The organism is Streptomyces rishiriensis (genome assembly GCF_030815485.1).
GTDB lineage: Bacteria > Actinomycetota > Actinomycetes > Streptomycetales > Streptomycetaceae > Streptomyces > Streptomyces rishiriensis_A.
Map to the genome: position 1 here is coordinate 6,363,989 of NZ_JAUSWV010000002.1, position 14,293 is coordinate 6,378,281.

10 protein-coding genes are annotated in these 14,293 nt (G+C 71.4%); 4 read left to right on the forward strand and 6 right to left on the reverse strand.

The features are described from left to right. Positions 1–278 precede the first annotated feature (278 nt). The 5 genes from QF030_RS30835 to QF030_RS30855 all read right to left on the reverse strand — a co-directional run bounded on the left by QF030_RS30835 (position 279) and on the right by QF030_RS30855 (position 7,585). A complete protein-coding gene (locus QF030_RS30835) occupies positions 279–1,037 on the reverse strand; it encodes a hypothetical protein (protein ID WP_307165839.1) in 759 nt (252 codons plus the stop codon). Positions 1,038–1,044: 7 nt separating this feature from the next. Then, positions 1,045–5,811 carry a putative T7SS-secreted protein gene (locus QF030_RS30840; protein WP_307165840.1) on the reverse strand — a complete coding sequence of 1,589 codons (4,767 nt, stop codon included), beginning with the start codon at positions 5,809–5,811 and terminating at the stop codon, positions 1,045–1,047. 2 nt (positions 5,812–5,813) lie between these two features. Further along, a complete protein-coding gene (locus QF030_RS30845) occupies positions 5,814–6,467 on the reverse strand; it encodes a hypothetical protein (RefSeq protein WP_307165841.1) in 654 nt (217 codons plus the stop codon). Continuing rightward, entirely contained in the window at positions 6,464–6,880 is a 417-nt protein-coding gene (locus QF030_RS30850; protein WP_307165842.1) for a hypothetical protein, read from the reverse strand. Before QF030_RS30850 ends, QF030_RS30845 begins: the two co-directional genes overlap by 4 nt. A gap of 201 nt (positions 6,881–7,081) precedes the next feature. After that, positions 7,082–7,585, reverse strand: a complete 504-nt coding sequence (locus tag QF030_RS30855) for a MarR family winged helix-turn-helix transcriptional regulator (RefSeq protein ID WP_307165843.1) — start codon at positions 7,583–7,585, stop codon at positions 7,082–7,084. Between the two features lie 64 nt (positions 7,586–7,649). Between QF030_RS30855 and QF030_RS30860 the strand changes: the two genes are divergently transcribed. The 3 genes from QF030_RS30860 to QF030_RS30870 all read left to right on the forward strand — a co-directional run bounded on the left by QF030_RS30860 (position 7,650) and on the right by QF030_RS30870 (position 12,632). Then, positions 7,650–8,936 carry a multidrug effflux MFS transporter gene (locus QF030_RS30860; protein WP_307165844.1) on the forward strand — a complete coding sequence of 429 codons (1,287 nt, stop codon included), beginning with the start codon at positions 7,650–7,652 and terminating at the stop codon, positions 8,934–8,936. A gap of 311 nt (positions 8,937–9,247) precedes the next feature. Then, positions 9,248–9,895, forward strand: a complete 648-nt coding sequence (locus QF030_RS30865) for a TetR/AcrR family transcriptional regulator (RefSeq protein WP_307165845.1) — start codon at positions 9,248–9,250, stop codon at positions 9,893–9,895. A gap of 1,099 nt (positions 9,896–10,994) precedes the next feature. Beyond that, on the forward strand, positions 10,995–12,632 hold the full coding sequence (locus QF030_RS30870) for an MFS transporter (protein ID WP_307165846.1): 1,638 nt from the start codon (positions 10,995–10,997) through the stop codon (positions 12,630–12,632). 350 nt (positions 12,633–12,982) lie between these two features. Here QF030_RS30870 and QF030_RS30875 read toward each other — a convergent pair whose 3' ends face one another. Continuing rightward, on the reverse strand, positions 12,983–13,546 hold the full coding sequence (locus tag QF030_RS30875; RefSeq protein WP_307165847.1) for a MarR family winged helix-turn-helix transcriptional regulator: 564 nt from the start codon (positions 13,544–13,546) through the stop codon (positions 12,983–12,985). A 111-nt stretch (positions 13,547–13,657) separates the two neighbouring features. On the opposite strand from QF030_RS30875, the gene QF030_RS30880 reads away from it, so the two are divergent. After that, on the forward strand, positions 13,658–14,173 hold the full coding sequence (locus QF030_RS30880; RefSeq protein WP_307165848.1) for a YceI family protein: 516 nt from the start codon (positions 13,658–13,660) through the stop codon (positions 14,171–14,173). Positions 14,174–14,293: the final 120 nt, after the last annotated feature.

Genomic DNA, 14,293 nt, shown 5'->3' on the forward strand with positions numbered 1-14,293 from the left:
GCCGGTCGGGATGCAGCGCTCATGGAGCGTCCGGACGTGACGCCGCGGCGCTCGCGGACTCTCCGGTGAGGCGCAAAAACCTACCTGCCCTGCGATTTCCCGGCTGCGGCTCCGGCTGGCGTCTTTCCGATGACGCATCGCGTGGAGTGCGTGGCGATTCTGGAGGCGGTGGCCGAGGGGGCCTGACCGCGCGGTGGAAGTGAGGCGTTGCGCGCCACCTCGTGACGCCGCGGTCATCAGGGCGGGTGCGGCCGGCGCCTCGGCCTCACGGCCGACCGTCATCCGTTTCCGTAATCCTTGACCAGCGTGGCGATCAGCGCGTGCAGCGCGTCGGCGCGGTGTCGGTCCTCGCGTTGGGCGCGCAGTGCCGCGTCGGCGGCTCGGAGGCGGGCCAGGGCGGGTGGTTCGGCGTCCATCACGTCGTCGATCAGCGGCGTGGTGATCAGGTCCAGGCATTCGGTGAGCAGGCGGCGGGTGGCGGGCGAGGGCGGGGCGGGGTCGGGGTCGGCGTACGTGGTGGTCAGGTACCGCGCGGGGTCGGTGAGGCTCCAACCGGCGACGGCGCCGTGCTGGACGAGCAGCGCCACGTCGGGGGCGATGCCGATGCGGGCCTCCAGAGGCTCGTCGAGGACGTCGAGGTCGCGCAGACAGATCAGTACGGCGTCCCCAGGAGCGCGGCACAGCACCGTGCAGGTCTCGTGCCGGAAGTCCCGGACCTCGTCCGCGCGGAGCCCGCCCGGGCGCACGTCGGGCAGGACGGGAAGGCGGGTGGTGGTCTCGGCGTCGGCGGACACGTACGGCATCTGGAGTTCGACCCCGACCAGCTTCCGGCTGTCCGGGTCGAACCTGAGGACGTCGGGCGTGTCCCACAGCCGGTCCTGGCTGCCGAAGGTACGCGCGAGGAACCGCTCGCGCTCCTGCACGTCCGCGTACCGCGCGACATCGACGGAGTCGCCCGTGAAGCGGGGGGTGATGGGCAGCGGATCGTCCGTCACCGTTGCGCGCCAGTCGCCGTCGAACGACAGTTTCGTGGTCATTCCTGCCTCATCTGATCTGCTTCGCCGGGGCCAGGTAGCCGTCCTCGGTGGGAATCCTGCCCTGCACGATGTCCTCGTGGGTCACCGGAGCGCCGGGGTCTGTCGGACTGCCACCGAGCGCGTCCGCGCCGGACGGGCCCTTGATGCCCGAGTCTCCGTAGGCCGTGATGGCCTGACCCTGCTTGGAGCCGGGACCGTAGACCACGGCGATGTCGTTGTCCTTGCGGAAGATGAAGTTCCCTGCCTGTCCCGATGACTGGTACACGGCGTCCGGGTTCTTCAGGATCTCCAGGACCTGTTCGTCGGTGAAGCCGTGCCTCGTCTCCCCGTGGTACTTGGGATGCTTGTTGATCTCACCGTTCTGAGCCCTCTCGGCGATGTCGTCCAGGATCTTGTCGACCCGCTTCTGCGCCTTCTCCTCCTTCGTGTACTTGGGCATGAGGCCCAGCGGGTCGCAGCCGCTGTGCGGGTTGTCCACGTACGCGAGGGGGTTCGGGGCGGGAGCCAGACCGAGGGGGTCCGGCGAGGTGTAGCGGCCGGTCTCGGGGTCGTAGTGGCGGAAGCAGTTGTAGTGGAGGCCGGTCTCGGGGTCGTAGTACTGGCCGGGGAAGCGGAGAGGGGTGTAGGCACCGCTGTCACGGGACCAGGCCGTCGTGCCCCAGAGCGTGCTCCGGGTGCGCCAGGCGATGCCGCCCGTCTCATCGATCAGTTCGGTCGGTGTGCCGACGAGGTCCGTCGCGATGGCGAAGAATCGGCGGTCGATCTCCTCCTGGCGGCCGTCGGCCGTGAGGATGCGCTCGGTCTGCGCCAGCGGGACGACATTGCGGTGGTCCCAGGTGAGGGCGACCGTGTTCGGGGCGTCCGGGTGGTGGCTCGTCTGTTCGCACAGATTCAGGCCGTCCCAGGTGAAGCGGACCTCCTCCACCACGCTCGCGCCGTCGGCCGTCAGGCGCTGTTTCGCGGTGCGGCGGCCCAGGGCGTCGTAGCGGTACCTCCACCGCGTTCCGTCGGGGGTGGTGACGCCGGTGAGGCGGTTCTCCGTGTCCCACGTGTAGTGCCAGGTGTCCGGCTTGCGGGAGAGGCGGGTCTTCTGCCGCAGGACGACCCGGCCGAGGGCGTCGTGCTCGAAGCGGACGTCTCCGGCGCGGGTGAGCGTGGTGCCGGTGTAGGCGCGCGGTCCGGTGGCCTCGTGGCCGGGGTGGCCGGAGGGCCAGGACGCCGAGGCCTGGTTGCCGGCGTCGTCGTAGGCGTACCGCTCGGTCCATCCCCGGGCGTGGACGGCGGTGACTCGGCCCACGCGGTCGAGATCGAAGGTGCGGGAGCCCGAGAGCCCATCCACGACAGAGGTCAGTCGGCCATCGGCGCGGTAGGAGTAGGCGCGTCCGTTGACGTCGAGGCCCCCGGCGGTGATCCGTTGCGTGGTGAGCCGTCCGGCTTCGTCCCAGGCCGAGGTCATGGTGATCGCGTCGCCGAAGACGCGGGCGATCTCGCGGCCGGCGGCGTCGTGCGTGAAGTCGATCCGGTGACCGCCGCTGGTCAGACTGTGGGCCAGCCCATCGGCGCTGTAGGCGTAGGACGTGACGTGACCGGTGGGCGTGGTGCGGCGGATGCGCCGGCCGAGGACGTCGTAGGCGTACAGGACGGCCCGGCCGTCGACGAGTTCCGCCTTGGTGAGTCCGCGCCGGTCGTACCGGTAGCGCAGTTCACCGTCCGGGCCGACGGCCTCCAGCAGGCGCCCGGCCCGGTCGTAGGCGTACGTCGTCACCTGGCCGTCGACGTCCTTGGCGACCACCCGGCCGAGTCGGTCGCGCGCGAACGAGACGGTCCCGCCGAGTGCGTCGACGCGGGCGACCAGCCGGCCCGCCGGGTCCGTCCGGTAGGTGAGGGTGCGGCCGTCGAAGTCGGTCTCGGAGACGATGTTGTCGGCGGCGTCGTACTCGTAGGTCCAGGTCAGCCCCTGCGGGTTCGTGACGCGGGTGAGGCGCAGTCCGGCGTCGTGCTCGAACTCGTAGCGCGCGCCGTCGGGTCGGGTATGGGCGGCCGGCAGATCGAAGTGGGTGTACTCGAAGCGGGAGACGCCACCGGACGCGTCGGTGCGGGAGAGCAGGTTGCCCTCGCCGTCGTAGGTCCACGACTGCGCGGCGCCGTCAGGGCCGGTGCGCCGGGCGAGTTGTCCGTCGGCGGCCCACTCCAGGAGGGTGACGCCGCCCATGGGGTCGGTGACGCGCACCGGTCTGCCGAGGGCGTCCCGCTCCGTGCGGGTGAGGGCCCCGGCCGGGTCGGTCACCTCCACGGGCAGCCCCGCCGCGTCGCACACCACGTGTGTCGTGGCCCCGAGGGCGTCGGTGACCGAGGTGAGCCGACCGGACCCGTCGTAGGTGTAGTGGGTGGTGGCGCCGGCCTGGTCGGTGACCGCCGTGCGGTTGCCGCGTTCGTCGTACGCGTGGACCATGCGGGTGCCGTCGGAGCCGATGACCTCCACGGGCAGGCCGAACGGACCGCGCACCGTGCGCAGTTCGCTGCCGTCCGGGCGGACGGCGGACACGACGCGCCCCTCCTCGTCGTAGGCGAAGACCGTGGTGAGGCCCAGCGGATCGGTGCGGGTCACGAGGTTGCCGCCGCTGTCGTAGCCGAACCGGGTGGTGTGGCCGAGCGGGTCGGTGAGGGCGAGCCGACGGCAGCCGGGGCCGTACAGGTGCCGGGTGACCCGGCCGTCGGCGGTGGTCAGGACCGTCGCTCGGTGACCGGTCGCGGCGTCCGGTTCGGTGTAGGACAGGGTGATCTGGACGTGGCCGGCCTCGCCGCCCTCCGCCACGACCCGGTCGCGGTCGTCGTAGACGTAGTCGTACCGGCTGCCGTTGGAGTCGATCCAGGCAATGACGCGGCGGCGGTCGTCGTAGACGAACGTGGTGACGGCGCCCGACGGCTTGGTGACCGTGGTCAGGTCGCGGTCCTCGTAGCCGTAGCTCAGCAGCGGCAGATCAGCCCCGCCCTCGCCGCCGCCGGCCAGCGACAGGCCGGTGACCAGGCCGTCGGCGACGGACAGGTTCACCCGGTGTCCCGCCGAGTGGACCAGGGCCAGCGGCACTCCGTCCTCGCCCCGGTCTACGTCGACGGCGTGGCCGTTGCGTTCGCTGACGCCCGACAGCCAGGCGACGCCGTCGCCCCCCGGTTCGCCGCCCGACGGGGCCGTGAAGTGGAAGGTCAGGCCGCTGTCGAGGGCAGTGACCGTATAGCCGCCGTCGCTGTCGCTGGCCAGCAGCGTGCGGGCGCGGCCCGTTTCGGGGCGGGTGGGCGAGCCGGGGGCCGGGTGCGGGTACGGCACGAGAAGTCCCTCGGCGGTGACGTGGAGGACACCGATCGCGTCGATCTCCAGACGTTCGTCGACGGTCGACGTCCAGGCGGGCCCGAGGAAGCGGCCGGCCGTGCAACCCGACTCGGTACGGCGGGTGAAGACCAGCGGCAGGATGCCGGGGATCTCCAGGTCGGTCTGGGGCAGGAACATCCGGCCCGACGCGAGGTCCACCGGGTCGGTGCCGTCGGTGGGGCGCTCGCCGTCCGGTCGGCTGTGGGTCCCCTCCGGGGCGTCGTCGACCAGGCGGCGCAGCCGCGCGGCGTCGGCGGCCTCCTCGGCGACGCGCACGGCCTTCACCCCGGCGCCCCCGCCCCCGGTGGCCACGGTCAGAGCGAGGTCGGGCAGCAGCCGGCCGAAGCCCTCGGCCGGGTCCTTCATGAAGTCGCTGATCATCTGCTTGCCCGTGCCGACCGGGTCGTTGGCGGCCACCACCAGGCCGGCGGCCAGGTTGTTGAGGGACGTGGCGTACTCGGCCGGGTGCGTGATGTTGTACGGATCCAGCGGGTTGACGCCGCGGACGAAGTTGAGCAGCCCCGCGGTGCCCTTGACGACGCCGCCGCCGACGTGGTCGCCCATGAGCTGAAGCTCCTGCAGTCCGTCGCCCAACTGCTCGGTGTAGGACGGCTTCTGCGGGGCCATGTCGCGGGCGGCGCGCACTGCCGTGCGCGCGGTCTCCGCCGCCGAGTTGCGCTGCTTACGGGCCTCGGCCAGAACGTCCTGGGCCTCCTGCATCAGCTTCTTGCCGGGGTCGTCGAACGTCGCCGCGGGCTTCGGCGGCAGGGAGGCCGGGTCGCGCCGGTCGGCGGGCTGGGCGTTGTAGCGATCGACGGCGCCGTTGTAGTCGTCGACCTTCTTGCGGTGGGCGTCGGCGGCGTCCTCGGAGGCCTTGACTCCCTCCTTCCATTTGTCGATCGCCGTCTGCGCCTGTCCCTGCGCCCAGGTGACCGTGCCGGCGAACGCCTCCAGCGCGGCGGCCGCCCTCTCACAGGCATCGGCACCGGTGAACCACTTGGGCGGCTGGGTGCTCACCGCGGTGCGCAACGCGTCGGCCGTCTCGCCCTTGAGCCGGGACGAGTCGAGGCCCTTGAGACCGTCACCTGCGTTGTCGAAGGCCGACTGGAAGGCGCGGAGCTTCCCGGCGGTGGAGGTGATCTCGCTCGGGCTGCCGTAGATCAGCTTGGTCTTGTCCTCGGTCTGCCCGAGGTCCATCTCGTCGACCTCGGCGCCCAACCGGTTGGCGACCGAACGGGACTGCTCCCGCACCCAGTCCGCGCCGGACTTCCAGCCGACGTCGTCCAGCCGGTCCGCGGTCCAGTTGCCCGCGTCCTCGACCCGGTTGCCCACCCACTCGACGCCGTCCTCGACCGCGTCCTCGACCGAGTCGGGCGTGATGTCACTGATGAAGTCGCCGATACCCACCGTCAGTTCCCCCCGGACTCACCCTGCTGCTCCTGCTGGGCGCGTTCCTCCGGCGATGGGCCGAAGGTGTCGTCCAGCGCCTGGTTCCACTGGTCGTCGGAGATGCCGAGAGCGTCGTTGAGCACCTGCGACTGCTGACCGCCGTGACCCTCGGTGAGAACGGTGCGGCCGGTGTCCTTCCAGGTCTGCTCCATGTCCTGGCCGGCCTTGTCGAACGACTCGGCGCTCCAGTCCGGGTCCAAGTAGTCCGGCGTGAAGATGTCGCCCCAGTTCTGCTGGGCGATCTCCTCCTCACTTGCGTGCGGGTTCCCGCCGAACAGGGAGTTGGCACCCACCTTGAGCGTGGCCGCGACGTACTGGTCGTGCTCCCACTGGGTGCCCGCCGCCAGGCCGAGGCGGTCGGCGAGCGCGCTGGCGTCGTGCACCAGGGCACGCACGCCCCACTCCCAACGTTCGCAGAAGTCCTCGAAGTCGACCGCGAGGCCGTGGTGCCCGGCCTCCATCCCCGTCATCGCCAGTTCGGAGAAACCCTTTCCCATCACCGATCCGGTGGCGCCGCCGAGTTCACCGAGCTGGTCGATGGTCGCGCCCACACCCTGGGTGAACTTGGCGACGGACGCCTTGTCGAGCCGCAGGTCCGGTTCGTCACCGCTCATGACCGCGCCCCCTCTCCCGCCGCGGCGGCGTCGACGGCGACGGCCTCCGGCACGATGCCGACGACGGGCGGGAAGAACATCGACCCGTCCTCGGTGGCGATGTCGACGGCCAGGCCGGCGGGCTCGCCCAGGGTGGGCACGATGTCGTCGACGATGCGCGCGCCGAGCAGCGCCGCGTAGTCCATGGGCTGGTCACCGCGCGTGTGACGCAGCGCGAACCGGGCCAGCGCGGCCTCGTCGGTGAACCCGCAGATCCACCGCACGCCGCCCGAACGCACCGACCAGAGACCTCCGTCGGCCATGGGCACCAGGAGGACCGAGCGCCGCATCTCGCCGACCAGAGCACGCGGGTCGTCGCCTCCCCTTCTCCGCTCGGCGATGCGTTCGGCGAGTGCCGCCTTCGGCTGCTGCACGGTTCCCTCCCCGGGCGTAGGTGACTGAAGGCACCGTAGAGCAGGACGCGCGGGGAGAAGCGAGCGGTTCTGGTGAAGCCCGCCCGGGCCGGAAGGCGTCTCCCGCGAAGACGGGATTCCGTCGGGACTCCCGGCCCCCTCAGTCCGGCCCCCTCAGCCCGGCCGGCCCGGCCCGGCCATCACGTGGCCGGAAAACCGGGTTCAGCCGTGGCGTCCCTGGCCCTCCATCGTCTCCACCAGCCGTCCCAACGCCCTGAGAATCCACTCGCGGTCGTCCCCGAGGCCTGCCAGCAGATCCACCTCGGCGGCGAGTTGGCGGGGGAAGAGGTCGTCGACGGCCTTGGCGCCCGACTCGGTGATGACGAGCAGGGCGGCGCGGCGATCGGCGGGATTGGGGGTGCGGGTGATGAAACCGCGCCGCTCCAGTTTGGCGAGGGTCTTGCTGACGCCGGCGCGGGAGAGCCCGAGGCGTTCGGCGAGGCTGCGGGCGATCACCGGGTCGGTGGCGTGACGCAGGGGGATGAGCGTGTCGACCTCGGGGGCGGTGAGGGGGGCGCCCGCGTAGAGCGGTTCGACGGCGCGGTCGAGCAGACCGGTGGCGCGCTTGAGCAGGCCCACCACTTCCATGGGTGAGGTGTCGAGCCCCGGGTTGTGAGCGGCCCACTGGGCACGGACGTCGGCGGGGGAGGCGGGGGAGGTGGGCATGCGGCTCGCCTTCTGACCTGCGCGGCAATTTGTTAGCTGGTGAACTATTGGTTATCTTTTACTCATGGTACCCCCGTCATCCTCCCGTGCCACCGCTGTGCCGACCGCCACCGCCACCGCCACCGCTCCCGGCCCCGCCCCGCGCGAGCGTTCGGCCGTCGCCCTCGTCGCCGTCCTCGGTGCGCTGACGGCGGTCGCCCCGCTCGCGACCGACATGTACGTCCCGGGCTTCCCGGCCATGGGCAACGCGCTCGGGGCGAGCAGCTCGGCCGTGCAGCTGACGATGACCGCGTTCCTGGCCGGGCTGGTCGTCGGGCAGTTGCTGATCGGGCCGCTCAGTGACGGGCTCGGGCGGCGCCGGCTGCTGATATCCGGCTCCACCGGGTTCGTCCTCTTCTCGCTGGTGTGCGCCGTCGCCCCGAACGTCGGTCTGCTGACCGGCGCCCGCTTCCTCCAGGGCGTGGCCGGCGCGGCGGGCATGGTGCTGGCCCGGGCCGTGCTCACCGACCGGTTCGACGGTGCCGAACTGCCCCGCCGTTTCGCGGTGCTCTCCCAGGTCATGGGCGTGGCGCCGATCGCCGCGCCGGTGCTCGGCGGGGCGATCCTGGGCGTCTCCACCTGGCGTGCGGTGTTCGCCGTGCTGGCGGTGCTGGGCGGACTGCTGGTACTTGCCGTGGTGCGCGGGGTGCCGGAGTCCCTGCCGCCCGAGCGGCGTCGCAGCGGCGGGTTCCTGAACACGTTCCGTGCCATGGGAACGCTGCTCGGCCGCCGGGCGTTCATGGGGTACGTCCTGGCCGTCGCCCTCGTCGCGGCAGCCTTGTTCGCCTATATCAGCGGTTCCAGTTTCGTCTTCGAGAACCTCCACGGCGTCTCCTCGACGACGTACTCCCTCATCTTCGCCACGAACGCGGTCGGCATGCTGCTCGCCGGCGCGGTCTTCGCCCGGCTCGCCGGGCGGGGCGTACGGCTGAACACCCTGCTCGCCGCCGGGGTCGGTGTCGTGCTGGCGGGCGCACTCGGGCAGGTTCTGGTGGTCCTGTCCGTGGGGGAGAGCCTCGTGGGCACATGGGTCACCTTGTTCGTGACCACCGCCGGCGTAGGGCTGGTCTTCCCGAGCGGCATGAGCATCGGGCAGTCGGTGGGGCGGATGGCGCCGGGAGCGGCGTCCGCGCTGCTGGGCGGCCTCCAGTTCCTCTTCGGAGCGCTCGCCTCACCGCTGGTGGGGCTGTTCGGGGAGGACAGCTCCCTGCCGATGGCCCTCATCATGCTGATCGCCGCCACGGGGGCGGTACTCGCCCTCGTCGGACTGGCACGGCCGTGGCAGGGACACGGGGAAACGGCTTCCGTCTGAGGCTGTTGGAGGTGGGACCCTCTTGTCGCTGGGATGCGGCCGGGGGCGGATGCTGTTGTGGGTGGGGCGGGGCGGCGCCGTGGGGCGGATGCCGTTGAGCAGGGCGGGCGGGGCAGGGCGGGGCCGTCGGTCTGGTGCCGCTGTCTGAGAGCGGCCGTCGGTCTCACGTCGGTGTCGGTCAGGCGCTGCGCTGATGTCCGGTCGCACGCGGGTCGGGGTCGGGCCGCACCCGAGTCGCCCCCGCGGCGAAGATCGGCCACAATGGGCGCCCGTCGTTCGTTCGTCCGTACCGAACCATCCGAGGTTTCCCCGTGACCCACTCCGTGGCCCGCGAGCCGCAGCGGCGTAATTCGCGGTCCAACCGGGCGCGCATCCTGGCCACGGCCCGGCAGGAACTCGGCCGGAACCCGGACGTCACCCTGGAGGAGATCGCGCGCGCCTCCGGCGTCGTACGACGGACTCTCTTCGGTCACTTTCCCGGACGTGCTGCGTTGTTGGAGGCGCTCGCGGAAGAGGCGTCCGAGGCTTTGCGTGGCGCGCTGGCGGTCGCGTCGGCACCGCAGGAGCCGGCCGAGCGGGCGCTGGCGCACTTCGTGCACACGATCTGGCCGGTGGGCGACCGCTATCGGCTGCTCCTGGCGCTGGCCCGGCGTGACCTGGGCGACGAGCGGGTCGCCGAGATCCTCGCCCCCGCCCGCGACGAGGTCACCGCCATCCTGGCGCGCGGGCAGCGCGACGGTGTCTTCCACACGCAGCTGCCGCCCGCCGTGCTGAGCGCGGGGCTCGAGGCGATGCAGGTCGCGCTGCTGGAGGAGGTCAACACCGGGGCGCTGGAGGACGACGGGACCCGGACGGCCGTCGTGACACTCGTCGCGGCGGGGGTGTCGGAGGAGCGGGCACGGTCCGTGGTCGGTGAGATCGTGTCGGCGGCCGCAAGCGTCGCTGAGCCGGGCGCCTGAAGCGTCCGGATCGCCAAAGGTTCCCTGCCTCCGCCTGCCGTTCTGCGCTCACGCCGCTCTGCGCTCACAGGCCCTGACAGGGGCAGCAGGACACGACAGGGCAGGCAGCGCAGGCAGTCGCCGTTGCTGAGCGGGTCGGCGCCTCGCTGTCGTCGTCGGGTCCGGTCGTAGTTGGTCGTGCCTGGTCGTGCCCTGGTCGTGACTGGTCGGACCGTCCGGTCGTAGGTCGAGTTCGAGCAGCGGCAGCTGACGGGCCGACCCGTCGGTGGGATGTCGCGGACGGCGATATTCACCCGCCGTACGTGCCCGCAGCTGTGCTCAGCCACCCGCGTCAGGGCAGAAGACGGCAACCCGCGCTCGTGCCTCGGCGTGAGCCAGGGTGCCGATGCCCTCCTGGCACGCCTTCGCGGTACGGGAGTCCACCGGCACGCCTTGGCGGTGCATGAGTCCACCGGCACGTCTTCGCGGTGCGTGAATCCACCTGCGCCGTCATGAGCCGGTCGAATGAGCCGGCCGCACGGGACGGTCGAGCGGGACGGGCATCAGGATCAGCGTGAGCCGTGCGGCAAGGGTGATGGTGGGGGCGGCCGGTCGCCGCCTGTGGCGGGTGCCGGGCCCTTCGGTCGTTTCGTGGACGCGCCGCTCTCGTACCTGAGCCGGAACCCTCAACTGCTCTTTGGGGAGGGGGTCTTCGCCGACGGAGCACAAAAGCGGTCGTTCACCCTGCGCGAGGTGAGGGCACAGCTTGCCAGGGCACCCGTGACGTCGGCGGTCTCGGCGGTCTCGGCGGTCTCGGCGGTCCCGGCGGTCCCGGCGGTCTCTGCGAGGCCGCTGTCGGTGCCGTGGCTCGGTGGCCACGGGTCGCCACCAGGTCCAGCTCTCGGGCCAGACCGCGGGCGCGGCGAGCAGGGGGCGGGGTGGGCGAGGTGCGCGGCGCTGCGGCCACGGCGCCGCGGCTCGCGCGGGGGCTGGCCGCCGGTCCTTTCGCCTCCCGTCGGTCAGGGGCGCTGGGCAGGCCATCGAACTATTTGCACACTTGTGGGCAACAAACTAGTCTGCACATCAACGGGCAATTAACTCGTCCTCTTAGGAGCCCCCCATGCCCTTCCCCGTCAAGACACCGGTCGAGAAGATGACCGGGCCGTACGCCAAGCGCTGGTCGGCGCTGATCGTGCTCTGCCTGAGCCTGCTCATCGTGGTCATGGCGAACACCTCGTTGATCGTGGCCGCGCCGGACATGACCACGGACCTGGGCCTGAGCAGCAGCGACCTCCAGTGGGTCATCGACGGCTACACGGTCCCGTACGCCGCGCTGATGCTCGTGCTGGGGTCGATAGGCGACAAGTACAGCCGTCGCGGCGCGCTCATCACCGGGCTGCTGGTCTTCGCGGGCGGTTCGGTGATGGGCAGCCTGGTGGACCGGACCGACATGGTCATCACGGCCCGCGCGATCATGGGTGTCGGTGCCGCGGTCGTCATGCCGGCCACCCTGTCGCTACTGGTCGCGATCTTCCCGCGGCGGGAGCGGGCCAAGGCCATCACGGCCTGGACGGCCACCTCGGGGCTGGCCATCGCCGTCGGTCCGCTGGTCGCCGGCTGGCTGCTCCAGGACCATGCGTGGGGCTCGACCTTCCTGATCAACGTGCCCATCGCGCTTGTCGCCGTCGTCGGCGCGCTCGCACTGATCCCGCCGTCCAAGGCGGCGGGCATGGGCCGGATCGACTACATCGGCGGTCTGCTGTCGATCGTCTCCGTCGGCTCACTGGTGTACGCGACCATCGAGGGTCCGCACTTCGGCTGGGGCGCCGGGCCGATCACCGCTGCCGTGGTCGCCGCGGTCGGCCTGGTGGGATTCGTGGCCTGGGAGCTGCGGCATCCGCATCCGATGCTGGACGTCCGCAAGTTCCGGCTGCGGCCCTTCGGCGGTTCGATGCTGGCGGTGCTGTTCTTCTTCTTCGGCACCTTCGGGGCGATCTACTACTCGACCCAGTTCCTCCAGTTCGTTCTGGACTACGACGCGCTGCAGACCGGCGTACGGCTGCTGCCGCTGGCCGGTGCGGTCTTCGTCGGCGCCGCGGTGACCGGGCGGCTGACCCCGAAGCTGGGCGTGCGGGCCATGGTCGTGTCCGGCATGGTGATCGGCACCGCGGGCGTGTTCCTGCTCACCCGCGTCGACATGGGATCGACGTACACGGACTTCCTCGCGCCGATGATGATGCTGGGCTTCGCGATCGGCCTGAGTGTGTCCCCGGCCACCGACACGATCATGGGATCGTTCCCGGAGAGTGAGCTGGGTGTCGGAGGCGGCGCCAACGACACCGCCCTGGAGCTGGGAGGTTCGCTCGGCATCGCGATCCTCGGCTCGCTGCTGGGCACCGCGTACCGCGACGAGCTGACCGATCTGGTCGGCGGCAACCTTCCGGCCGCCGCGATGGAGACCGCCAAGGACTCGGTGGGCGGCGGCCTGGCGGTCGCCGAACAGGTCGCGAAGGACCCCGCCGGCGGGGCGCAGCAGGCGCAGGTCCTGGTCGAGGCGGTGCACGAGGCGTTCGCACACGGCGTCGCCCAGACCAGCCTGGTCGGCGGGATCATCATGGCCGTCGGCACGCTGGTCGTCTTCGCGGTCCTGCCCGGCCGGAAGGCTGCCGCGGGCGCGGAGGGCGCGGAGGGCGCGGAGGGCGCGGAGCGGTCGGAGGAGGCCGCAGCCTCGGAGGAGTACTCCGACGCCTCCCGCTAGAACGGCCTGCCTTCGGCCAGGGCGGCCCGTCTCCGGCTGAGGGGACCTGCCAGGGCGGCCCGTCTCCGGCTGAAGGGGCCGTCCCCTGGGCCAGGACGGCCCGTCTGTCGCCCCTGCTGCCGACTTGCCTTGCCCCGCCGTGGTGTTCTCGGAACTCCGCCGGTGGGGCGTCCGGCATCCGGGCACTCGGCGTCCGGCGTCCGGCGTTCGGCGGATTGTGCCTCCCATGTTTTTCACGGCGGCGTGAAGAGGGCGACCGTCGGACCAGAGGTCGGCGGTCGTCACCGCCCGAGGGATGCGGGGGCCGCGGGGGCCGGTGGAAGTGATGGGGGTCGGGTGGGGTGCCGTCTTCAGTCCGAGGCGGTCGCAGGCTCGTACTGGGGCTCCGGCTCCCGCTCCGGGGTCGACTCCGGGTCCGAGCCCGCGGCCGCCTTAGGTATCAGCCCGCTCATCGCGGCACGGTGCTCGGGCCCTATGACGTGGGCCAGCGCCCCTGTCACCGTCTCGGCCAGGGCGCCGGACGCCTCTTGGAGCTTGGTCCGGGCCTTGTCGGTGAGGGCCACCTCCACCCCGCGCTTGTCCCCGCACACCGACCTCCGGGTGACGAGACCGACGTGCTGGAGGCACGCGACCTGGTACGTCAGCCGGGTCTTGGGCCGCCCCAGCAGCTCCGCGACGCGGGTCATGCGGAGGCCGCCCTGGGGCTGCTCCGCCAGGAGGCACAGGACCAGGAACTCGTCGTGCGAGACGTCGAGGTGCTCCTTGACCACCGACCGCAGTCGCTGCTCCACCGCTCCGGTCGCCGCCAGCAGCAACATCCAGCCGCGCAGCTCGGGCGGCAGCAGGCCGGCCCCGGCGTCCTGCGCTGACGGACATGCGGGCAGGTCGGCGGGGTGTTCAGGGGAGTCTGCCATGGCTCGAGTGTATCGCTGGTCCAAATTTGCACGACCTGTTGTTCAGATTTGGATAACCCGCTAGCGTGACCACGACGCTTATCCAAATTTGGAACACCGAGGAGAACGACCATGACCGTCGCTGTGGAAACCGGACTGTGGCAGCTCGACGCGAGCGCCTCCACCGTCGCCCTGAAGCACAAGTCGGTATGGGGCCTTGTCACCGTCAAGGGCGTCTTCGCCACCGTCAACGGCGGGGGCGAGGTGGCCGCCGACGGAACCGTCAGCGGGACCCTGGTCCTGGACGCGGCCTCCGTCGACACCAAGAACGCCAAGCGGGACACGCACCTGCGCAGCGCGGATTTCTTCGACGTGGAGACGTACCCCGAGATCACTTTCGCGGTGCGCGCCGCCGAACTCGGCGCCGACCGGTCCGTGAAGGTGTCCGGCCAGCTGACGGTGCGCGGTGTCAGCCGCCCGCAGGACTTCACCGCTCGCCTGAGTCAGGTGGACGCGGACGCGGTCACCCTGGACGCCACGTTCACCGTGGACCGGAACGAGTTCGGGATCACCTTGAACCAGCTCGGCATGATGGGCGGCCTGACGACGATCACCACCACGCTCCGCTTCACGCGCACGGCCGCCTGAGCCGTCGTGTCCGTTGCGGCGGCGCGGCCTGACGCAACGTCATGAGCTGGATCGGCGAGGGGATCTGTTCGCGTCCGTCCTCGGCGGCAGCTGAGGTGCCCGCTGTGAAGGGGCGCCGGT

Coding starts and splice junctions, on each gene's coding strand:
- QF030_RS30855 (WP_307165843.1), bottom strand. CDS start 7,585: ATGCCCACCTCCCCCGCCTCCCCCGCCGACGTCCGTGCCCAGTGGGCC.
- QF030_RS30870 (WP_307165846.1), top strand. CDS start 10,995: ATGCCCTTCCCCGTCAAGACACCGGTCGAGAAGATGACCGGGCCGTAC.
- QF030_RS30875 (WP_307165847.1), bottom strand. CDS start 13,546: ATGGCAGACTCCCCTGAACACCCCGCCGACCTGCCCGCATGTCCGTCA.
- QF030_RS30845 (WP_307165841.1), bottom strand. CDS start 6,467: ATGAGCGGTGACGAACCGGACCTGCGGCTCGACAAGGCGTCCGTCGCC.
- QF030_RS30835 (WP_307165839.1), bottom strand. CDS start 1,037: ATGACCACGAAACTGTCGTTCGACGGCGACTGGCGCGCAACGGTGACG.
- QF030_RS30860 (WP_307165844.1), top strand. CDS start 7,650: ATGGTACCCCCGTCATCCTCCCGTGCCACCGCTGTGCCGACCGCCACC.
- QF030_RS30880 (WP_307165848.1), top strand. CDS start 13,658: ATGACCGTCGCTGTGGAAACCGGACTGTGGCAGCTCGACGCGAGCGCC.